The organism is Stenotrophomonas sp. PE591 (assembly GCF_018320795.1).
GTDB lineage: Bacteria > Pseudomonadota > Gammaproteobacteria > Xanthomonadales > Xanthomonadaceae > Stenotrophomonas > Stenotrophomonas maltophilia.
Genome location: NZ_JAAOKO010000001.1, coordinates 838,111 through 860,067, shown reverse-complemented (window position 1 = coordinate 860,067; position 21,957 = coordinate 838,111). Strand labels below are relative to the sequence as shown.

Genomic DNA, 21,957 nt, shown 5'->3' with positions numbered 1-21,957 from the left:
GGAGTTTTCGCCTTGAGGGACACGCTGTCGTACCTGTCGCCGGGTGCGACCGCGTGAAGATGTGAAGATTTTCAGGAGTTAATGCCTTCGAACCTTGTTTCCACATCGGGAGCCGGGGTGGGCCGCATTGTCTCCAAAAAACCTGCCAGCTGTGCCATCCGGTCTTTTCATGGAGATTTACCGATGAACCGCATTTACCGTCTGGTTTTCAATCGTGCCCTTGGGGTAATGCAGGTTGCTTCGGAGGTCGCCCGGAATCCCGGCGGAAGCGCGGTCAGCGCAGGGCGGGTGCCGCGATTGCGGGCGCACCAACTGGCGGTGGCTTTGGCCGCCACACTGGCCAGCGGATCGGCGTTTGCGGCCTGCACTACCGCAGGTACGACGGTGACCTGCGCCACCGGCTCCAATACCAATTCGCTGACCAACAGCATCAACGGCGTGACGCTGAATATCCAGACCGGCGCCGAGCTCAGCGTGCCGCCGATCGTTGGCGGAAGTGCAGTGAATTTGAGTGGTAACGGCATAACCGTGAACAACCAGGGCACGGTCGATCCCACCATCAACGGTGGCCTGAGCCTGGCAGCGTCGGGCATGGTGCTGGGCAACAATACCGTCGGTGGAAACACCATCAGCGTCAACAATCAGGCAGGCGGGGCGATCAAAGGCCTGGTCAACATCGGCTCCATCCTCGGTTTCGGCGGACAGGCGCTGGTGGTGCAGAACGCTTCCGGCGGTGTCAGCAACATCGTCAATGCCGGTAATGTGGACATGTCGATCTTTGGTGCAGGCCTGTTGACCACGGCCGATGCGGCATCGATCGTAAGCTACGGTGGTGCGCAGACCACTCTCAACAACACCGGCACCATTACCGGCCGCATAGGGTTCCAGGGTTCGGCCACGGCGGGGGCCGGCAATACCTTCCTCAACGCGGGAACCATCAACGGCAGTGTGAACCTGGGCAGTTCGGTCGCCGGCAACACCTTCACCGCCGTGTCTGGTTCCAGCGTCAATACCGCCGGTATCGGCGTGGCCGGGCAGGTCGGCGCGCTTGCGGTGAATCTGGCCGCGGCCGGCATCGTCGACGGTGGCTCGGCGTCCAACAACAGCCTGGTGCTGCAGAACAGCGCCACCGGCCCGGGCAGCGGTACCGGCGGAGCGGTAACCACGCTGGGCTGGAACCAGTACATCAACTTCCAGAGGCTCACCGTCAACAGCGGTACCTGGAACCTGCAGGGTGCGTGGGCGGGTGCGGGCACGACCACGCTCAACGATGGCCTGGTCAATTTCAGTAATGCCGGTTCCTTCGGCACAGGGCTGTTCACCGCCAACGGCGGTGCCATCGCCTCCGCCACGGCCGGTCTGAACCTGGCCAACCCTTTCAGCCTTGGTGGCAATCTGTCCCTGGCAGGGACCAATGCGTTCAGCCTGGGGGGCTTGCTGTCCGGTACTGGCGGGCTGACGGTCAACAACACCGGCATCGTCACGCTCGGCGGCGCAAACCTGTTCTCCGGCGGCGTCAACCTCAATGCCGGCGGCCTGCTGCTGGGCAATGCCGGTGCACTGGGCAGCGGCAACCTGACCGTGGGTGGCAGCGCTTCACTGGATACGACGGCGGGCTTCACCCTGGGCAACAATCTGGTGATCAATGGCGGGGGCTCGCTGAACCTGCTGGGCAGCAATGCGTTGTCATTGAACGGTTCGATCTCCGGTGCCGGCAACCTGACCAAGAGCGGCGCCGGCACCCTCACCTTGAACGGCGCCAATGCGCTGACCGGCAGTTTCAACCTGGCCGGAGGCGCGTTGGCGCTGGGCGCGGGCGGCAGCCTGTCACCCACCGGCGCGATCACGGTCGGCGTCGGTACCACCCTGGACCTGTCGGCGGCCGCCAACCAGACCATCGGTTCGCTGGCGGGCCTCGGCGGTTCGGTCAACCTGGGCAGCCACACGCTCACCCTCGCGGGGCTGGGCGATACCAGCTACAGCGGTACGTTCGCCGCAGGCACGGGTGGCCTGGTCAAGCTGGGCACCGGCGTGCAGACCTTGTCGGGCGTGAACAACCTCAGTGGCGGCGTGGCACTCAACGGCGGTGGCCTGCTGCTGGGCAATGCTGCTGCGCTGGGCAGCGGTGCGCTCAGTGTCGGCGGCAACGTGACGCTCGATGGAACCACGGGGGCGCTTGCACTGGCCAACGCGGTCAACCTCGGTTCGGGTGCCAGCCTCAATCTGCTCGGCAACCAGGCGTTGACGTTCAACGGCGTGATCGGTGGCGCCGGTGGCCTGGTCAAGAGCGGTGCGTCGTCGCTGACGCTCAATGGCGCCAATACCTTCGGCGGCGGCGTGGTGTTCAATGCCGGCAGCCTGGTGCTGGGCAACGGTGGAGCACTGGGAACCGGTGCGCTGAATGTTGGTGGCGTGGTGTCGCTCGACGCCAGCGCCGGCCTCACCGTGGGCAATGGCATCACGCTTGGCGCCGGTGGTTCGCTCGATGTGCTGGGCTCGAATGCGCTGACGCTGGGCGGTGTCATCGGCGGGAGCGGCAGCCTGGTCAAGAACGGCGCCTCCACGCTGACGCTGGGCGGCGCGAACACGTTCACCGGTGGGCTGGCGGTGAATGCCGGAACGGTGTCATTGGCCAGTGGTGGCAGCCTGGCGGCGACCGGCGCAGTCAGCCTGGCCGGCGCTGGCAGCGCACTGGATATCTCGCTGGGTGGCAACCAGACCATCGGTGCGTTGTCCGGCGTGGCTGGCAGCACCCTGGCGCTGGGCAGCAGCACGCTGACCTTCGGTGATGCCACCAACCAGACCTTCGCCGGCGTGATCGGCGGCACCGGTGGCCTGATCAAGCAGGGCACCGGCGTGCAGACGCTGACCAGCGCCAGCACCTTCAGCGGTGGGGTGAATCTTGCCGCCGGTGGCCTGGTGCTGGGCAACGCCGGTGCGCTGGGAGGCGGTGCGCTGACCGTCAGTGGCAACGGTTCGCTGGACGCCACTGCTGCGCTGAACCTGGGCAATGCGATCAACCTCGGCGCGGCGTTGACCCTGCCGGGCAGCCAGAACCTGGCCCTGGCCGGCAACATCACCGGCACCGGCAGCCTGGTCAAGAATGGCGCGTCGACACTGACCTTGAACGGTACCAACACCTTCAGCGGTGGACTGAGCGCAAACGCCGGCAGTCTGCTGCTGGGCAACAGTGGCGCACTCGGTACGGGAGTATTGGGCATTGGCGGCAGCGTCTCGCTCGATGGCGGCGCCCCGCTGAACCTGGCCAACAATGTGTCCCTGGGCGCGGGTGCCGCGCTGTCGCTGCCGGGCTCGCAGGCGATCACGCTGGGTGGCGTGGTGTCCGGTGCCGGCAGGCTGGTGAAGAATGGTGCCACCACGTTGACCCTCAACGGCGCCAACAGCTTCGGTGGTGGGCTGACCGTCAACGGCGGCGGCGTGTTCCTGGGGAACGCCGGCGCACTGGGCACCGGTGCACTGTCGGTGGGCGCCAATGCCACGCTGGACAGTTCGGTAGCGCTGAACCTCGCCAACGACCTCAACCTTGGGGCAGGCGCGGCGCTGGATCTGCTGGGCAGCCAGAACGTGTCGCTGGGCGGTCTCATCAGTGGTACTGGCAGCCTGGTCAAGAACGGTACGGCGACGCTGGCGTTGAACGGCGCCAATACGTTCAGCGGGGGCGTCGGCCTCAACGCGGGCCTGCTGCAGCTGGGCAATGCGCAGGCGCTGGGTACCGGCCAGCTGGACGTGGGCGGCAACGCTTCGCTGGAGGCCACAACGGCGCTGGCGCTGGGCAACAACATCGGTCTCGCTGCCGGTGCCAACCTTTCCGTGCTGGGCAGCAATGACCTGACGCTGGCCGGTCCGGTATTCGGTGCCGGTGGGCTGATCAAGGACGGCACGGCGCGGTTGACGTTGTCGGGCGCCAATACCTACAACGGCGGCACCACCATCAACGCCGGCACGCTGGCGCTGGGCGCAGGCGGCAGTCTCGCCGCAGCCGGTACGGTGAATCTTGCCGGTGCGGGCGCGACACTGGACATCTCCGCCGCCGGTGCGGCACAGACCATCGGCGCGTTGAATGGCGTGGCGGGCAGCCAGCTGGCGCTGGGCGCGCAGTCGCTGACCTTTGGCGGTGCCAGCAATGGCAGCTTTGCCGGTGTGATCGGTGGTACCGGTGGCCTGGTCAAGACCGGCACGGGCGTGCAGACGCTGTCCGGTGCAAACACGTTCAGTGGTGGCCTTGCGCTCAACGCGGGCGGGTTGGTGCTGGGCGATGCAGGTGCGCTTGGTACCGGTGCGCTGGGTATTGGCGGCACCACCACGCTGGACAGCACGGTGGCATTGAATCTGGCCAACGCGGTGAACTTCGGTGCCGGCACCCAGCTCACCCTGGGCGGAACCAGTGACGTTGCATTCGGAGGCGTGCTGAGCGGCAACGGCAGCCTGGTCAAGAATGGTGCGGGCCTGCTGACCCTCAACAACACCAATACCTTCGGTGGCGGCCTGACCTTGAACGGTGGTGGCCTGGTGGTCGGCGCGAATGGTGCGCTCGGTACCGGTGCGCTGGCGGTCAATGCCAGCACCACGCTGGATGCGGGCACTGCAGTGACACTCGGCAATGCGGTCACGCTGGGCTCGGGCGTCGCACTCACGCTGCCCGGCAGCAATGCGCTGACGCTGTCCGGCGTGGTCGGCGGCAATGGCAGCCTGATCAAGAATGGCGGCACCACGCTGACGCTGTCCGGTGCCAACACCTACACCGGCGGTACCACCATCAACGCCGGCACGCTGGCGTTGGGCACGGGTGGCAGTCTCGCCGCAGTCGGTGATGTCACGTTGGGCGCAGGCGCAGGCTTCGATATCTCCGGTGCCGGCGGCAACCAGACCATCGGCGCGCTCAACGGTGCGGGCGACAGCACGCTGACGCTGGGCGGCAATTCGTTGACCTTCGGTACCGCTGGCAACGCCGCGTTCGATGGCGTGATCAGCGGCGGCGGTGGCCTGGTCAAGGTGGGCGCGGGCGTACAGACCTTGTCCGGCGCCAATACCTTCGGTGGCGGCGTGACGCTCAATGCAGGCGGACTGGTGCTCGGCAATGACGCAGCGCTGGGCACGGGCGCATTGACCGTCGGTGGTGCTGCCACGCTGGATACCACCGGCCTGGCAACGCTGGCCAACAACATCGCGCTCAATGCCGGGCTGACCGTAATCGGGACCAATGCACTGACGCTCAACGGCGTCCTTTCCGGGGCCGGCAGCCTGACCAAGAATGGCAGCGCGACGCTGACGTTGAATGGCGCCAACACCTACACCGGTGGCACCAACATCAACGCCGGCACGCTGGCGCTGGGGGCCGGTGCCAGTCTGGCCGCTAGCGGTACCGTCAATCTTGCCACCGGCGCCACGCTGGACCTGTCGGCCGGCAGTGGCACGCAGCAGTTCGGCACGCTGGTCGGCAACGGTACGGTGAACCTCGGTGCCAACTCGATCGAAGTGGGCGGCGCCACCGATGGCACCTTCAGTGGCTCGATCGCAGGCACCGGTGGCCTGACCAAGGTCGGTGCCGGCATCGAGACGCTGACCGGTGCCAACACCTACACCGGCGGCACTTTCATCAACGCCGGTACCCTGGCGATCGGCCCCGGCGGCAGTCTGGCCGCGACCGGTGCGGTGACGCTCACTGCGGCAGGCACGGGCTTCGATATCTCCGCTGCCGGCGCCAACCAGACCATCGGCTCTTTGAACGGCGTGGCGGGTTCGACGGTGAGCCTGGGGGCACAGACCCTGACACTCGGTGGTGTGGGCAACAGCCTCTTCGATGGCGCGATTTCCGGCACCGGTGGCCTGGTCAAGAATGGCGCCGGCATCCTCACGCTGGGCGGTGCCAATCTGTTCAGTGGTGGCGTTGCACTCAACGGCGGTGGCCTGGTGGTCGGCAACAATGCTGCGCTCGGCAGCGGTGCGCTGACGGTGGGAAGCAACGCGACGCTGGATGCATCCACCGGCGTCAGCCTGGCCAACAACATCAACCTCGCATCGGGTGCCAACCTCGATCTGCTCGGCAGTCAGGCGCTGACCCTGGGCGGCGTAATCTCCGGCACGGGCGGGCTGATCAAGGACGGTGCGGCCACGGTGACCCTGAGCGGCGCCAACACCTACACCGGTGGCACCACCATCAACAGCGGCACGCTGGCGATCGGCGCTGGTGGCAGCCTCGCCGCGGCCGGCGCAGTGAACCTGGCCGGTGCCGGCACGTTCGACATTTCGGCGGGCAACCAGGCCATCGGTTCGCTGGCCGGCGTCGCCGGCAGTACGGTGGCGCTGGGCGGCAGCACGCTGACCCTGGGCGGCACCGTGGACAGCACCTTCAGCGGTGCGATCAGTGGCAACGGCGGCCTGGTCAAGAACGGCGCAGGCGTGCAGACGCTCAACGGCGGCAGTACCTTCAGCGGCGGCGTGGCGCTCAACGCCGGTGGCCTGGTGGTCGGCAACAATGCTGCGCTGGGCACCGGTACGGTGACGGTCGGAGGCGCTGCCACGCTCGATTCGAACACTGCGGTCACCCTCGCCAACAACTTCATCCTCAACAACGCATTGACCGTCCTCGGCAGCAACAACCTCACCCTCAATGGCAACCTGAGCGGTACCGGCAGTCTGACCAAGGAGGGTGCAGCGACGCTGACCCTGAACGGCACCAACACCTACACCGGTGGCACCAACATCAATGCCGGTACGTTGGCACTGGGTGCTGGCGCGAGCCTGCACGCCAGTGGCATCGTCAACCTGGCCTCGGGTGCGACCTTCGATCTGTCGGCGGGCAGCGGCACGCAGCAGTTCGGTACCCTGATCGGCAACGGTACGGTGAATCTGGGCGCCAACACGCTGACGATCGGAGACGCCACCAATGGCACGTTCAGTGGTTCGGTGGCCGGCTCCGGTGGCCTGATCAAGGAAGGTTCGGGAACGCAGACGCTGACCGGTACCAACACCTTCACCGGTGGCACCACCATCAACGCCGGCACGCTGGCGATCGGTGCCGGCGGCAGCCTTGCAGCGACCGGTGCGGTCACCCTGGCCAACGCCGGTACCACCTTCGACATCAGCGCGGGTGGTGCGCAGGCGATCGGTTCGCTGGCAGGCGTGGCAGGTTCGACCGTGGCGCTGGGCGGCAGCACGCTGACCCTCAATGGCGTGGGCAATACCACGTTCGCCGGCACCATCGGAGGGGCCGGTGGCCTGGTAAAGAACGGCGCAGGCATCCAGGGCTTGACGGGCGTCAACGTCTTCACGGGCGGCGTGACTCTCAATGCCGGTGGCCTGCTGCTGGGCAACGGCGGTTCGCTGGGCATCGGCGCGCTGACCGTAGGCGGCAACGCCAGCCTGGATGGCACCAGTGCGCTGACTCTGGCCAACACCGTGCAGTTGGCCAGCGGCACGCTAACTCTGGCCGGCAGCAACGCGCTGACCTTGAACGGACCGATCAGCGGTGCCGGTGGCCTGCTGAAGGATGGCGCGGCGACGGTCACCCTGGGCGGTGCCAGCAGCTATACCGGCACCACCACCATCAACAGCGGCACGCTGGCGGTAGCAGCCGGCGGCAGCCTGTCCGGTGCCAGCACGGTCAACCTGGCCGGTGCTGGCACACTGGATATCAGCGCCGGTGGCAACCAGAGCATCGGCGGCCTGGCCGGTGTGGCCGGCAGCACGGTGGCGCTGGGAGGCGCAACGCTGACTACCGGCGGCAACAACGCCAGCACCGTGTTCGCTGGCGTCCTCAGTGGCACCGGCGGCCTGGTGCAGGGAGGTACCGGTACGCTGACCCTGAGCGGCGACAACACCTATACCGGCGGTACCACCATCAACGGTGGCAGCACCCTGCAGATCGGCAACGGTGGCAGCACCGGTTCGGTGCTGGGCGACATCACCAACAATGGCAGCCTGGTCTACAACCTCGGCACCACGGCAACCGTGGGTGCGGTGGTCAGTGGCAATGGCGGTCTGACCCAGGCCGGCAGCGGCACGCTGGTGCTGACCGGCAACAACACCTACACCGGAGGGACCACCATCAATGCCGGCGGCACGCTGCAGATCGGCAACGGTGGTGCGACCGGTGCGATCGTCGGCGACATCACCAACAACGGCGCGCTGGTGTCCAACGTGGCCGGCAACACCACGCTCGGTGGCACCATCAGCGGTAGTGGCGGCCTGACCCAGGCCGGCAGCGGCGTGCTGGTGCTGACCGGCAACAACACCTATACCGGCGGCACCACCGTCAATGCCGGTGGCACCCTGCAGGTGGGCAATGGCGGTGCGACCGGTGCGATCACCGGCAACGTTGCCAACAACGGCAGCCTGGTATTCAACGTGGGCGGCAACACCACCGTCGGTGGCGCGATCAGCGGCAGCGGTGGCCTGACCCAGGCCGGCAGCGGCGTGCTGACCCTGGTCGGCAACAACACCTATACCGGTGGCACCACGATCAATACCGGCGGTACGCTGCAGGTCGGCAACGGCGGGGCAACCGGCGCCATCGCTGGAGACATCACCAACAATGGCGCGTTGATCTCCAACGTGGCCGGCAACACGCAGCTGGGCGGCACCATCAGCGGTACGGGGGGCCTGACCCAGGCGGGCAGTGGGTCGCTGGTGCTGACCGGCACCAACACCTACACCGGGGGTACCACCATCAACGCCGGCGGCACGCTGCAGCTGGGCAATGGCGGCGCGACCGGCTCGATCATTGGCGATGTCACCAACAACGGCACGCTGCTGTCCAACGTGGCCGGCAACACCACGCTGGGTGGCACCATCAGCGGCAGCGGCGGCCTGACCCAGGCCGGCAGCGGCACTCTGACCGTGACCGGCAACAACACCTACACCGGGCCGACCACGATCAATGCAGGCGGCACGCTGCAGGTCGGCAACGGCGGTGCGACCGGCGCGATCGGTGGCAACGTCACCAACAACGGCAACCTGGTGTTCAACGTGGCCGGCAATACCACGGTCGGTGGCGCCATCAGCGGCAGCGGTGGCCTGACCCAGGCCGGCAGCGGCACGTTGATCCTGGGCGGCAACAACACCTATACCGGTGGCACCACCATCAACACCGGCGGCACGTTGCAGGTTGGCAACGGCGGCGCCAGCGGTGCGATCGCCGGCAACGTCAGCAACAACGGCAGCCTGGTGTTCAACGTGGGCGGCAACACCACCGTCGGAGGCACCATCAGCGGCAGTGGTGGCCTGACCCAGGCCGGCACCGGAACGGTCACCCTGACCGGCAACAACACCTACACCGGCGGCACCACCATCAATGCCGGCGGCACCGTGCAGGTCGGCAATGGCGGCGCCAGCGGCTCGATCACCGGCAACATCACCAACAACGGTGGCCTGGTCATCAACACCGGCGGCACCACCACGCTGGGCGGCACCATCAGCGGTGGTGGCAGCATCGTGCAGGCAGGCCCGGGCGGCCTGAACCTGGGCGGCAACAGCGGCGGCTTCAGCGGCACCGGCCAGGTCACCGGCGGTGGCCTGAATGTCACCGGCAACATCGGTGGCCAGTGGACCATCGGCAGCGGTACCACGCTGTCCGGTACCGGGACCATCGGTGGCACGGGTGGCGGCGTGACGGTGTCCAGCGGCGGCGTGCTGTCGCCGGGCAATGGCCCGGGCAACGGCAGTGGTGCGGGCAATGGCACCGGCACGATCACGGTGGGCGGCAACCTGACGTTGTCGCCGGGCAGCACGCTGGGCGTCGATCTGGGTGCCACCGGCAGCGATACGGTACAGGTGGGCGGCAGCGCCAACGTGGGTGGCAGCATCGTCAAGGTGAATACCATCTCGCCGAACACCAGCTACCAGCAGGGCCAGCAGTACACCGTGATCAACGCGGGTGGTGGCGTCAGCGGGCAGTTCGCTTCGGCGACCTCGCCGTCGGCCTTCCTGACCATCACCCCGGTCTATACCGCCAACACGGCCAACCTGCAGATCGACGTAGCGCAGACCGCGGCATTCACCACGGCGGCGAAGACGCGCAACCAGTACAACACCGCTGCAGCGCTGGACAGCCTGCCGCAGAGTGGTCCGGCACTGGGCCTGTACAACACGCTGCTGATGTATGACGCGGGTACCGCGCGTGCGGCGTTCGACCAGTTGTCCGGCGAGGTACATGCGGCCAGCCGTGCGGTGCTGCTGTACGACAACTACCTGGAAGAGGGCATCCGCCAGCGTCTCGGCAGCGAACTGCCGACCGTGCGTGGCGAGCGTGCCTCGGCCTGGCTGGCCGGCAGCGGCAAGGTGTTCCGCCAGGACAGTGACGGCAACGGCGACGACATCCGCTCCAACCGCAATGCACTGATGGCGGGCGTGGACTGGCAGCTGGGCGAACACGTGGTGCTGGGTGCGGCCGCAGGCAACGAGCGGCTGGATACGCGTCTGTACGATCGCAGCTCGCGGGCCCGCCTGCGCGGCAACACGTTCGGCCTGTATGCGCAGGGCCAGTGGAATAACGGCTTTGCGGTCGGTGGCAGCGTATCGCGCGGTGACTACCGCACGCGTACCACGCGTGAGGTGCCGCTGCTGGGCCAGACCCTGTACAGCCGCCAGGATTCGGATGTGACCATCGCGCAGGTGGAGGGCAGCTGGACCTGGACCCATGGCAGGACCCAACTGCAGCCGTATGTGCAGTTCACCAGGCACTGGGTCGACAGCGATCGTGCGGTGGAGCAGGGCGGCACGGCTGCGCTGGTGCTGGAAGGCGGCAAGGACACGCTCAATGTCAGCACCGTGGGCGTGCGCGGCCGTTGGGATGTGGGCAGCGGCGAGCGCTTCCCGGCGCAGCTGACGGTTGGCCTGGGCTGGCAGCATGCATCGGGTGATACCGATGTGGCCAGCCGCAACCGCTTCGCGGTGGGCGGCAATGCCTTCGACGTCTACAGCGCGGTGATGGCACGCAATGCGCTGGTCAGTCAGGTGGGCGTGGCGGTGGGCCTCGGCCGCAACAGCCAGCTGTCGATGTTCGTGCAGGGCCAGCACGGCGATGGCCGCCGCGACGTGGGCGGGCAGATCAACCTGCGTGTGGGCTTCTGAGGAGAGTGGGGCGACGTTGGATCCACGCCTGCGTGGATCCAGGGCGGTGCGGAGGGCTAGACCCTCCGCTCCATCTCCACGGCATCGATCCCGGCGCCGTGGCCATTGGAAACGATCCGCGTCACCTGGAAGCCCAGGCCAGCATAGAAGCCCTGGGTGTGCTGGCTGGTACTGAGCGTGATGCGCTTGATCGAGGGATCCGCTTCGGCCTGGCGCAGGCGTGCCAGCGCCAGTTCCCGGCCCAGTCCATGCCGGTGCAGCGCGCGCTGTACCATGCCCCAGCAGAAACCGGCACTGCCGTCGCCGCGTCGCGACAGGCCGCCGCACGCCACGATGCTGCCATCTCGCTCGATGACCTGGAATGCACAGTCCATGGCCTGTTCGCGCAGGAAGCGTTCGAAGTCGCTGCGCTCTTCGGGCGCGAAGTAGGTGGGCACGTTGCTGTCGAAAATCGACAGGCAAGCGCTGGCATCGGCGGGGCGGTAGAGGCGGAGGTTCATGGGGCTGTGTTTCTCAATCCGGGGCCCAAAGGCGTAAATCAGGTGTCATAGATTCCGCTGTCCCACGGCTCGAAGAAAGCCATGTAGTTGCCCGGCTGCATTTCAACCGCCCAGATGTCGTCCTTCTCAACGGGGTGTCGCACTACGAGGCCGAAGGTAGTGCCAAAGCGTTCCAGAGCAAATGGAGCGACGTTGATCCTCTGATAGGTGACTTCGCCCAGCTCAAGCAGGCGCGCCTCGTACAGGCGCCTGCGTTCTGCCCGGTCCATGGTTGCACGCTGGCCAAGTTCGTCGATGCGGGCCTCAAGCAGGGTTCCAGCGTTGTCGAACAAATAGAGCGCAATGTACTCGCCGCCGCCTTCGCTGGAGCTGGGGACGAAGGGGGTCGTCAGGAAGAACTGCTTTCCGTCAGCGGTCTGTCCGACGTGTTCTGCATGGTAGTCGTCATGCTCAATTGCGATCAGGTCTGGGCGTTGGCTCATGGCGGCTTCCTTCAGGGGAGCGCAATTGAATACCAGCCGCTGATGTAGCTCAAGGTCGTTCGCGACATTCAGGCCGAAATTCCCGCCAGTACCGCATACATGACCACGAAGCTCACCAGGAACAGGTAGACGCCGCCGATGGCCAGGTAGCGAATTATGGTCAGCGCCTTGTTGCCGCCATACACGCGTTGCTGCATCCACAGCAGATAGACCGGGACTGACAGCCACAGCAGTGCATACAGCCATTGGCTGACGGCGCCGAATGCGGGTGATGCGAGCGCGCTGCTGATGCCGGCGACGAGGAAGGTTGCCAGCAGCACCATCATCAGCCAGCAATGGCTGTACAGCGCCACCACCAGGTGTTCCAGATACCCCATCGCCCGCGGAATGTAGGCGACGCGCAGTACCAGTGCGAACACTGGCATCAGGAAAAACAGGGCGCCGGGCAATGCGGTCAGGATCGCCTGCATGTACAGATCGGTCTTGCTTCCCATGCGCTGGATGTTGGCGTTGCCGTTGTGCAGGCGCTTGTTGAGCCAGTTGTTGGCGAACCGGGGCCAGCCGGCCACCACGATGGGGTTGGTGTCAGCGTCCCACGGTTTGCCGTTGACGGTGTGGTTGAAGAAAGTGCCGTTTTCCGTCGTGGCGGCCTCCTTGCCGGCACCGGTGAGCTCGGCGTTGCGCTGCGCGGCTGCGGCATTCACTGCAGCCCTGGCCATGGCGAAGCCGGCGTTGCCGGTGGCGGGTGAGTTGGCCTGCTGGCGATCGATCGTCGCGAGCTGTTCCGCGCGCGCTGCTTCGACCTGCTCCACGGTTGTGGCCCTGGTATACGCCGAACCGCTGCTGCCGCCCATGTCGATGTCGTCGACATGCACGAACAGCTTGCCGATGAAGAAGGTAAACAGAGTGAGGATGACGAACAGCCGCAGGGGCTGTACGTATCCCACGCGACGCCCATTGAGGTAGTTCAGTGTGATACGGCCGGGAACCCAGAGGTCGCGCAGCGTGCGGAAGATGCGCCCGTCCAGGTGCCAGAAGGATTCGAACACTTCTTCAATGGCGTGGCCCACGTGCTTGAGCGGGTTGTGCGCCGATTGCCCGCAGCGATGGCAGTAGTGGCCCTGCAGGGCGGTGTTGCAGTTCTCGCAGGCGGCGTGAGCGCTGTCGGTCGAGCTCATGGGCAATGGGCCAGGCGTCGGTTGAAGGCGCCTACCATAGCGAAATTTCAGGTTTCGTTCAGTTTTGTTTCAGGGTGCCCGGAGCGTGCGGAAGGCGACCAAGAGCATCCACGCATGGCGTGGATCTACTGATGGATCTGGAGGAACAAGCCCCTCTGCTGAGGGGCTGCCCCGACAGGAGCGGGGAGAGGCCGGCAAGGGGAGGGGCCCGAACGTTGCGCAGCAACGTTTGGGGCGAAGCGCGCGCAGCGCACTTCGCGTTCCCAGCCAGCGGCTTCTGCGAGGTACAGCCGATCAGGTATCCCCGCGTGGCGGAAACCCATTGATGGATCTGGAGCAACAAGCCCCTCTGTTGAGGGGCTGCCCCGACAGGGGCGGGGAGAGGTCGGCAAGGGGAGGGGCCCGAACGTTGCGCAGCAACGTTTGGGGCGAAGCGCGCGCAGCGCACTTCGCGTCCCCAGCCAGATAACTGAAAAAGGCTGCCCGAAGGCAGCCTTTTTCAGTTATCTGGCGGAGAGAGGGGGATTCGAACCCCCGAAGCGCGGTTTAGACGCTTACACACTTTCCAGGCGTGCTCCTTCAACCACTCGGACACCTCTCCGGATCCCTGCCATCGGCAAACGCCTCAGCAGGGGCGCAGATTCTAGCGGGCTGCGCGGCACTTCACAAGCACCCCGGCCAGGAACCCGCGAAAGATGTGCCGGAGGCGAGGGGGCTGGACAGGCATGGCACAATGGAACATCCGATGGAAAACGGTGGCCTGATGTCCTATCTCGTCCTTGCCCGCAAGTGGCGTCCAAAGCGTTTTGCCGAGCTGGTGGGCCAGGAACACGTGGTCCGTGCGCTCAGCAACGCACTGGACAGCGGCCGGGTCCACCATGCGTTCCTGTTCACCGGCACCCGCGGCGTGGGCAAGACCACCATCGCGCGCATCTTCGCCAAGTCGCTGAACTGCGAACAGGGCACCAGTGCCGATCCCTGCGGACAGTGTGCAGCCTGCCTGGATATCGACGCCGGCCGCTACATCGACCTGCTGGAAATCGACGCCGCGTCCAACACCGGCGTGGACGACGTGCGCGAGGTGATCGAGAACGCGCAGTACATGCCTTCGCGTGGCAAGTACAAGGTCTACCTGATCGACGAAGTGCACATGCTGTCCAAGGCGGCGTTCAATGCGCTGCTGAAGACGCTGGAAGAGCCGCCGGAGCACGTGAAGTTCCTGCTGGCCACCACCGATCCGCAGAAGCTGCCGGTCACCGTGCTCAGCCGCTGCCTGCAGTTCAACCTCAAGCGCCTGGACGAGGACCAGATCCAGGGCCAGATGACCCGCATCCTGGCGGCCGAGGAGATCGAGGCCGACGGCAGTGCCATCGTGCAGCTGGCCAAGGCCGCTGATGGCAGTCTGCGGGATGGCCTGTCGCTGCTGGACCAGGCGATTGCCTATGCGGGCGGCGCGCTGCGCGAGGACGTGGTGCGTACCATGCTGGGCACGGTCGACCGCACCCAGGTGGCGGCGATGCTCGATGCGCTGGCTGACGGCGATGGCCCGCGCCTGCTGCAGGTGGTGGCCGCGCTGGCCGAATTCTCGCCGGACTGGAGTGGCGTGCTGGAAGCGCTGGCCGAAGGCCTGCACCGCATCCAGGTGCAGCAGCTGGTACCGGGTGCGGCCGTTGCCGAAGGCCTGGATGCCGCCGCATTCGCCGAGCGCCTGCGCCCGGAAGTGGTGCAGCTCTGGTACCAGATGGCCTTGAACGGCCGTCGTGACCTGCCGATGGCGCCGAGCCCGCGCGCGGGCTTCGAGATGGCCGTGCTGCGCATGCTGGCGTTCCGCCCGGCCGCGGCGGTCCCGCCGGTGCCGAAGTCGGTGGAGGGGGCAGGCAATGTGCCGGGTGGCAATGCTGCCGGTGGTGGCACCGGTGGGGGTACCCACGAAGCGACGCCGGCGACTGCCGCCGCTTCGGCAAGCCCGGCCGTGGTGGCGCAGGTGGCCGCTCCGGTGCAGGCCGCGCCGCGCGAACCTGAACCCGAACCTGAGCCGGCCCCGCAACCCGAACCGGACCCGACGCCGGAGCCCGAGCCGGTTCCGGTGGAAGAGCCGGTGTCGCCGCCGCCGGTGAAGGCCGAAGCAGCGGCGCCGCCGTCCGTTGAAACAGAAGCGGGCGACGACCTGCCGCCGTGGGCCACCGACGAAGCCGAGGCACGTGACGAGGCGCTGGCGGCCGAGATGGCTGGGCCGGAAGCTGCCATGGTGGCGCCCTGGCATGAGCCGCCGGCTCCCGTCGCGGCTCCCAGCGAGCCTGCACCGCCCGAGCGCCCGTTCCGCACTGAAGGCATTGCCATCGCGCCGGTCGAGCCGGCGCCAGTGCAGGAGAATGCGCCGCTGGAAGGTGTGAGCGACCTGGCCAGCGCCGAGGACTGGCTGGATCTGGTCGCCAGCAGTGGCCTGAGCGGCCCGTCGCGGCAGCTGGCCGCCAACGCTGCCTTCATCAGTTGCCAGCACGGGACCTTGAAACTGGGCCTTTCGCCCGGATTTGAATACCTGCGCTCGGAGCGCGCGCTGGCCGCCCTGGGCGAGATGCTGGAGAAGGCCCTCGGCCAGGCGCCGAAGATCGTGGTCGAGACCGTGGAAACCGAACACGTTCCGGCCGAGACCCTGCACCAGCGTGCCGACCGCCAGCGTAGTGAGCGGCAGCAGGTGGCAGAGGCCGTTTTCATGGACGACCCGGAAGTGCAGGTGCTGATCCAACAGCACGGTGCCCGGGTTGTTTCCGATTCCATCCGTTCTTTTGACGAGTAAGACACCATGCGCGGAAACATCGCACAACTGATGCAGCAGGCCCAGAAAATGCAGGAAAACCTGCAGAAGGCCCAGGAAGAAATCGCCAGGATCGAAGTGACCGGCAGCGCCGGCGGCGGCATGGTCAGCGTGACCCTGACCGGTGCCAAGGAATGCCGCAAGGTGCGCATCGACCCGTCGCTGACCAGCGACCCGGAGATGCTGGAAGACCTGATCGCCGCCGCCTTCAATGATGCCTCGAACAAGATCGATGCCGAGTCGAAGTCGAAGATGGGGTCGGCCACCGCCGGCATGCAGCTGCCGCCGGGCATGAAGCTGCCGTTCTGATTTCCCAGGGGGCGCCTGCCGCTGCAGGTGCCCGCTCCAACCCTCGGTCGAGCATGTCTCGACTCTACAGACAGCTGTCGAGCGTGCTCGACGCCATGAAAGCATGCCGCCGTGTCCGCACCCTTGCTTGAACAATTGATCGACGCGTTGCGGGTGCTGCCTGGCGTCGGCCAGAAAACTGCGCAGCGCATGGCCTATCACCTGCTCGAGCGCGAGCGCGAAGGTGGCCAACGTCTGGCCGAGACACTGGCATTGGCGGTGGAGCGAATCGGCCACTGCGTGCAGTGCCGCGATTTCAGCGAAACCGAGCTGTGCCCGACCTGTGCCAACGGCAGCCGCGAGCGCAGCCAGCTGTGCGTGGTCGAATCGCCGGCCGACCGCCTGGCCATCGAGAACGCCACCGGCTTCCGCGGTGTCTACTTCGTGCTGCAGGGGCGGCTGTCGCCGCTCGATGGCATCGGCCCGCGCGAGCTGGGCCTGGAGCAATTGGAGCGACGGTTGGCCGAAGGCGAGGTGCAGGAGCTGATCATCGCCACCAGCGCCACTGTCGAGGGCGAGGCCACCGCGCACTACCTGGCGCAGCTGGCGCGCGCACGCAAGGTGCAGCCGAGCCGTTTGGCGCAGGGCCTGCCACTTGGCGGTGAACTCGAACACGTCGATCGCGGCACGCTCTCGCACGCGTTCGGAACGCGCAGCGAATTCCGCGATTGAATGCCGGCCGGGCATCCCCCGGCGCGGCCGGCCTACAATGCGGATGACATCCCCGCCGAGGCCGACCATGAGCAACGAAACCCTCTTCAGCAAGATCATCCGTCGCGAGATCCCGGCCACCATCGTCTACGAGGATGACGAGGTGCTGGGCTTCAAGGACATCGCACCGCAGGCACCGGTGCACGTGCTGTTCATTCCGAAGAACGAGATCATTCCGACCCTGGATGACCTGCAGCCGTCGCAGGCGCACCTGATCGGCAAGCTGGCGCTGGCTGCCGCCGAGTACGCGCGCCGCGAGGGCTTCGCACAGGACGGCTACCGCATCGTGATGAACTGCCGCGAGCATGCCGGGCAGACCGTATTCCATATCCACATGCACCTGCTGGCCGGTGCGCCGCTGGGGCATTTCGGTGCGCCTGGGCGTTGAAGCCCCTGTCCACGCCATGCGCGGATGAAAAAGGCCGCCCGAGGGCGGCCTTTTCCGTCATGCCTGTGCGGTGACGATCACCACCAGCCCCAGCGACCATAGCCGCCCCAGTACGGACCATACGGGCCCGGGCCCCACGGGCCATAGGGGTAGGGCACCACGTCGACCTGGCGCTGTTCCGGCCACAGGTAGATCACATCGGCCGACAGCTTGGGCAGGCGGTAGTCGTACTCGCCGATGCGGGTGTTCTGGTAGCCGTCGATCTTGCCGATGAAAGTCACGTCACGACCGGCTTCGAACACGGCCGGGTCGTAGAAGCCGGCACGGCAGGCGATGAAGCGGCCGTCGCTGGCGTCGGACGAGGTGGTGTTCGGACGGCCACTGCCATTGAGCGGGCGCGAGATGATCTGGAAGCAGGTCTCGCCCTGGCCGGGCTTGGTTTCGATGATGCGACCGCCCCAACGGACCGGCGTGCCGACCTGCTGGGTAGCGACCGAGTCGCGCGGGGAGACCAGGCTGAACTGTCCCTGCAGCGGCTTGGGGGCCGTGGCGCAGGCCGACAGGGCCAGCGTGGCCACAGCGGTGAGAAGGAACTTGGTGTTCATGGGGAGGCTCCGGAAGTCGGGCGATGCCTGCGCAGGTCCCGCAATAATGAAGCGAGGTCGGTGCAAGTTCCAGCGTAACGCGCGTCGGCGAAACGCTGGCTGAGTGCGAGCAGGGCCGGGTCAGGGCGCTGCCGGTGCACCCGCTGGGCCCAGTCCTGTGCGGTTTCGTGCGGTTCACGGGCCAGGCCGAGGCGGGCGTAGCGCCGTCCGAGCCGGTGCCAGGCGCGCAGCAGCGGGTCGCGTTCGCGCTCGCCACGGGCCAGCAGCCAGGCCATCCACGCCAAGGCCAGCATCGTTGCCACCACGAAGCCAGCGACAAGTTGCGTGGGGCCCAGATCATCCAGCCCGAACGGCGTGAGCAGTTGCTGCTGGCGGCGTGCATCGAACGAGAGCACCAGGTCGTTCCAGCCGCGGCGCAGCCAGTCGCCCATCTGCCCCAGCTGCTGCCAGCGTTGCTGCAGTGGCGTGTCCGTACCGGCCTGCAGGCGGTCGTCCAGTGTGTCCAGAATGCGTTCCGGTGCCACGGCTGCGGTCGGGTCGACCCTTACCCAGCCGCGCTGCGGCAGCCATACCTCGGCCCAGGCATGGGCGTCCATCCGCCGCACGACCCAGTAGTCGCCAAGGCGGTTGTAGGTGCCGCCGGCAAAGCCGGTCACCACCCGTGCCGGGACGCCGGCGTTGCGCATCAACACCACGAAGGCCGAGCTGAAGTGTTCACAGAAGCCGGCCTTGTAGCCGAACAGGAACTCGTCGATCGGGTCGCGCCCTGCCGCAGGGGTGTCCAGCGTGTACGAGAAGTCGGTGGTGATCCACTGCAGCGCGCGGCGCACGATGGCCTCGTCATCGCTGCCAGCCTGCTGCCGCCATTGCTGCGCCAACGTGGCGGTGCGCGGGTTGAAGCCACTGGGCAACTGCAGCGCGGCCCGTCGCAGATAGGGTGACAGCGTGCTGTCGAAGCGTTGTGGTGGCGCCGAATGCAACCGCCAGCGGCTCAGCGACGCCAGTGACCGCTCGCTGCTCAGGCTCATGTCCGCATCCAGCGTGCTGCCTGCAGGCGCGCGGCTGGGCAGGTCCAGTGCCACCAGCTGGCGGCGGTCGGTGGGTTCGTAGTCGATCTGGTAGTCCCAGCCCTGCGTGCCGGCCTCGACCACGGCCGCCGGCCGTCGCTCGCTGGCGCGGTCACGTGTCCAGCGCCGGCCATCGAAGGCGGTCAGTACCGGTCCTCGCCAGTAGCGTTGCATCGGCTCGGGTACCGCGCCGAAGAACTGCACGCGCAGCGCCGGGCTGTCGTCGGCCATCAGGTCCAGCCACTGGCCGGGCTCCATGCTGTCGGACAACCCCGGCGTACCCACGGCGCGCTCGGGAACACCCCACAGTGGCGTGGCCAGGCGCGGGAACAGCCAGAAGCAGGCCAATGCCAGCGGCAGGCCGATCGCCAGCAGGCGGCCAACGCCGCGCAGCTGCCCTCGCAAGGGCAGCTGCGCGGCGTGGCCTTCATCCCCGGCCAGCCGTTGCAGGGCGAGCAGCGCGCTGATCCCCGCCAGTGCGGCCAACACCGTGGTCAGTGGTCCTTGGTCGAGCAGGAACGCCGCAAACGGGGAAAACAGCGCGAACCCGAGCAAGCTGCGGGCATCGCGCCGGCTGCGCAGTTCGCTGGACTTGATCGCCAGCATCGCTGCCAGCAGGGCGCAACCGGTATCGCGCCCAGGTCGGACCATCCCCATCTGCCAGGCGATGGCACCGAGCATGGCCAGCACCAGCAGCAGGCGCACCGGCATGGGCAGCACCTTCCGCCACGACAGGACCGCAGTCACGAGCGCTGCGGCCGCGATCACGCCCGCCAGCAGGGGCGGCAACTGCAGCAGCAACGGCAACAGCGCCAACGCCGCGCTGGCCAGGGTCCAGTTGCGGGCATTGCGGTCGAGCGCGGGCGTGGTCTCAGTCATGCGGCATCAATGCCAGTGCACGCAGGCACAGGTGGTGGTGGCTGGCGCCCTGGCCTGGCCCGAATGGCGGGTGTGCAGGCAGCAGCAGGGTGTAGCGGCGGCCTTCGCGCTCGGCCATGTCGACCCATCGCGCCAAACGCGCGATGCGTGCTTCATGGCCCAGCGGAGACAGCGTGCGCCAATCGAGGATGACTTCGATGCCAACCGGCTTTTCGTACTCGCGCACCAGTAGGCTGTCGCGGCGTGCCGAGTGCTTCCAGGAAATGCTGCGTGGCGCATCGCCCGCACGATAGGGCCGTAGCTGATGCAGTTCCTCGCCGCTGGCGTGGGCCCGGGTATGCAGCGGATCGTTGCCGCTTTCCGGCAGTGCAGGGGCCAGCGCCTCGGGTTGCGGATAGACCAGCAGCGGTTGTTCCGGCCACACCCACGACCATGCCCGCACCAGGCCCAGTGGCTGGGTGGTGGAGAGGCGGATGCGCGGGAGCTCCAGCCAGCCGCGGCGTTCGCTGGGAACCTGCAGCTCCACTTCACCGCGGCCGTGTGCAGGCAGCGAGGTCCAGGCTTCGCTGTCACCCAGCTGCAGGTGCAGGCCGTGGCGTGCGCGCGGATCACGCAGTGACAGGTCCACGCGCAGGCGCAGTGGTTGCCCGGCAGGAACCGGCTCGGCGGAGATCGCGTCGATCTGTACGCCGGACAGCTGCAGGTGCGCGGCGATGGCGCTGGCGATCGCCGCTGCCGCCAGCAGCAGGGCCAGCAGCAACGCCGGGTTGTTGTTGTAGTTCAGTGCGCCCAGCAGCATCGCCGCCAGCAGCGCGGCGACGAACAGGCCGAAACGGGTGGGCAGCACGTAGATGCGATGGCGGTCCAGGCGCTGCGGCAGTGCTTCAGGCCTGCGCGGGCGTGCCAGCAGTTGCAGTCGTGCCCAGCGCGTGGCCACCCTCAATCCACCGCAACGGTCTGCAGGATGGCCCGTGCCAGTGCCGGCCCCGAGCTGGACTCGGCTTCGGCCACGAGGCGATGACCGGCCACCGCCACGAACAGGGTCTGCACGTCCTCGGGCACCACGTGGCCGCGGCCCAGCAGAAGTGCATGCGCCCTGGCCGCGCGCAGCAGCGCAAGGCCGGCACGCGGTGACAGGCCCACGCGCACGCCGGCGTGCTGGCGGCTGCGGGTCAGCAGGGCCTGCACGTAGTCGACCAGTGCATCGCTGGCATGGACCTGGCTGACGGCTTCACGCAGCGCGCGTACCTGGGTGTCATCCAGCTTCGGTACGGCACGTGCGATCAGGTCGCGGCGGTCTGTACCACGCAGCAGTTCGCGTTCGGCCTGCGCACCGGGGTAGCCCATCGCCAGGCGCAGCAGGAAACGATCCAGCTGCGAATCCGGCAGCGGGAAGGTACCGGACAGGTCCACCGGGTTCTGCGTGGCGATCACGAAGAACGGATCGGGCAGGGGATGGGTCTGCCCATCCAGGGTGACCTGCTGTTCGGCCATGGCCTCCAGCAGCGCGCTCTGCGTGCGCGGCGGCGCACGGTTGATCTCATCGGCCAGCAGCACGTGGGTGAACACCGGCCCCGGGTGGAACTGGAACTGGCGGCTGCCGGCCTCGTATACCGAAACGCCCAGTACATCGGCGGGCAGCAGGTCGGAGGTGAACTGCACGCGCTGGAAACTGAGGCCCAGGCTGCTGGCCAACGCATGCGCCAGCGTGGTCTTGCCCAGGCCGGGCAGATCCTCGATCAGCAGATGTCCACCGGAAAGCAGGGCGACGAAAGCCAGCCTGACTTCCGGCACCTTGCCCAGCACCAGTGCGTTTACCTGATCCTGTGCCTCCCGCAGGGCCTGGCGCAGTTGATCGGTTAGCATGCTGGGATTGGGGGACGAGGCTGGCAT

The 21,957-nt window shown here is 67.1% G+C and carries 12 protein-coding genes and 1 tRNA gene; 5 read left to right on the top strand and 8 right to left on the bottom strand.

From position 1 onward, the window contains the following. Positions 1-183: 183 nt before the first annotated feature. The gene (locus tag JLDANKMP_RS04255) at positions 184-11,091 is read left to right on the top strand and encodes an autotransporter-associated beta strand repeat-containing protein (protein WP_212560602.1); all 10,908 of its coding nucleotides are present in this window, start codon (positions 184-186) and stop codon (positions 11,089-11,091) included. Positions 11,092-11,147: 56 nt separating this feature from the next. Here JLDANKMP_RS04255 and JLDANKMP_RS04250 read toward each other — a convergent pair whose 3' ends face one another. The 4 genes from JLDANKMP_RS04250 to JLDANKMP_RS04235 form a co-directional block, all read right to left on the bottom strand. Further along, the gene (locus tag JLDANKMP_RS04250; RefSeq protein WP_212560601.1) at positions 11,148-11,591 is read right to left on the bottom strand and encodes a GNAT family N-acetyltransferase; all 444 of its coding nucleotides are present in this window, start codon (positions 11,589-11,591) and stop codon (positions 11,148-11,150) included. A gap of 38 nt (positions 11,592-11,629) precedes the next feature. Beyond that, a complete protein-coding gene (locus JLDANKMP_RS04245) occupies positions 11,630-12,073 on the bottom strand; it encodes a hypothetical protein (RefSeq protein ID WP_088429185.1) in 444 nt (147 codons plus the stop codon). 68 nt (positions 12,074-12,141) lie between these two features. Further along, complete coding sequence (locus JLDANKMP_RS04240; protein ID WP_212560600.1) at positions 12,142-13,251, bottom strand: DUF3667 domain-containing protein; 1,110 nt, start codon at positions 13,249-13,251, stop codon at positions 12,142-12,144. 508 nt (positions 13,252-13,759) lie between these two features. Then, a tRNA-Ser gene (locus tag JLDANKMP_RS04235) sits at positions 13,760-13,852 on the bottom strand. A gap of 162 nt (positions 13,853-14,014) precedes the next feature. Here JLDANKMP_RS04235 and dnaX point away from each other — a divergent pair. The 4 genes from dnaX (at position 14,015) to JLDANKMP_RS04215 (ending at position 17,513) form a co-directional block, all read left to right on the top strand. Beyond that, complete coding sequence (dnaX, locus tag JLDANKMP_RS04230) at positions 14,015-16,048, top strand: DNA polymerase III subunit gamma/tau (RefSeq protein WP_212560599.1); 2,034 nt, start codon at positions 14,015-14,017, stop codon at positions 16,046-16,048. A 6-nt stretch (positions 16,049-16,054) separates the two neighbouring features. Further along, entirely contained in the window at positions 16,055-16,375 is a 321-nt protein-coding gene (locus JLDANKMP_RS04225) for a YbaB/EbfC family nucleoid-associated protein (RefSeq protein ID WP_019659509.1), read from the top strand. A 111-nt stretch (positions 16,376-16,486) separates the two neighbouring features. Further along, positions 16,487-17,086, top strand: coding sequence for a recombination mediator RecR (gene recR, locus JLDANKMP_RS04220; RefSeq protein ID WP_212560598.1), 600 nt, complete (start codon positions 16,487-16,489; stop codon positions 17,084-17,086). Between the two features lie 67 nt (positions 17,087-17,153). Continuing rightward, the gene (locus JLDANKMP_RS04215) at positions 17,154-17,513 is read left to right on the top strand and encodes a histidine triad nucleotide-binding protein (RefSeq protein WP_005408300.1); all 360 of its coding nucleotides are present in this window, start codon (positions 17,154-17,156) and stop codon (positions 17,511-17,513) included. A 77-nt stretch (positions 17,514-17,590) separates the two neighbouring features. Here the strand turns inward: JLDANKMP_RS04215 and JLDANKMP_RS04210 are convergent, their stop codons facing one another. From JLDANKMP_RS04210 to JLDANKMP_RS04195, 4 genes are read right to left on the bottom strand one after another with little or no spacing between them, the layout of a single operon-like run. Then, complete coding sequence (locus JLDANKMP_RS04210; RefSeq protein WP_005408301.1) at positions 17,591-18,118, bottom strand: Slp family lipoprotein; 528 nt, start codon at positions 18,116-18,118, stop codon at positions 17,591-17,593. After that, positions 18,115-20,064, bottom strand: coding sequence for a DUF3488 and transglutaminase-like domain-containing protein (locus JLDANKMP_RS04205; protein ID WP_212560597.1), 1,950 nt, complete (start codon positions 20,062-20,064; stop codon positions 18,115-18,117). The genes JLDANKMP_RS04210 and JLDANKMP_RS04205 overlap by 4 nt, the downstream gene beginning before the upstream one ends. Further along, a complete protein-coding gene (locus tag JLDANKMP_RS04200) occupies positions 20,057-21,001 on the bottom strand; it encodes a DUF58 domain-containing protein (protein WP_088436032.1) in 945 nt (314 codons plus the stop codon). The genes JLDANKMP_RS04205 and JLDANKMP_RS04200 overlap by 8 nt, the downstream gene beginning before the upstream one ends. 2 nt (positions 21,002-21,003) lie before the next feature. Further along, positions 21,004-21,957 carry an AAA family ATPase gene (locus JLDANKMP_RS04195; RefSeq protein ID WP_212560663.1) on the bottom strand — a complete coding sequence of 318 codons (954 nt, stop codon included), beginning with the start codon at positions 21,955-21,957 and terminating at the stop codon, positions 21,004-21,006.

Excerpts from the sequence above, each read along its gene's own strand:
- JLDANKMP_RS04205 (WP_212560597.1), bottom strand. The coding sequence starts at position 20,064 with ATGACTGAGACCACGCCCGCGCTCGACCGCAATGCCCGCAACTGGACC.
- JLDANKMP_RS04240 (WP_212560600.1), bottom strand. The coding sequence starts at position 13,251 with ATGAGCTCGACCGACAGCGCTCACGCCGCCTGCGAGAACTGCAACACC.
- JLDANKMP_RS04195 (WP_212560663.1), bottom strand. The coding sequence starts at position 21,957 with ATGCCAGCCTCGTCCCCCAATCCCAGCATGCTAACCGATCAACTGCGC.
- dnaX (WP_212560599.1), top strand. The coding sequence starts at position 14,015 with ATGTCCTATCTCGTCCTTGCCCGCAAGTGGCGTCCAAAGCGTTTTGCC.
- JLDANKMP_RS04250 (WP_212560601.1), bottom strand. The coding sequence starts at position 11,591 with ATGAACCTCCGCCTCTACCGCCCCGCCGATGCCAGCGCTTGCCTGTCG.
- JLDANKMP_RS04210 (WP_005408301.1), bottom strand. The coding sequence starts at position 18,118 with ATGAACACCAAGTTCCTTCTCACCGCTGTGGCCACGCTGGCCCTGTCG.
- JLDANKMP_RS04255 (WP_212560602.1), top strand. The coding sequence starts at position 184 with ATGAACCGCATTTACCGTCTGGTTTTCAATCGTGCCCTTGGGGTAATG.
- JLDANKMP_RS04215 (WP_005408300.1), top strand. The coding sequence starts at position 17,154 with ATGAGCAACGAAACCCTCTTCAGCAAGATCATCCGTCGCGAGATCCCG.
- JLDANKMP_RS04225 (WP_019659509.1), top strand. The coding sequence starts at position 16,055 with ATGCGCGGAAACATCGCACAACTGATGCAGCAGGCCCAGAAAATGCAG.
- JLDANKMP_RS04245 (WP_088429185.1), bottom strand. The coding sequence starts at position 12,073 with ATGAGCCAACGCCCAGACCTGATCGCAATTGAGCATGACGACTACCAT.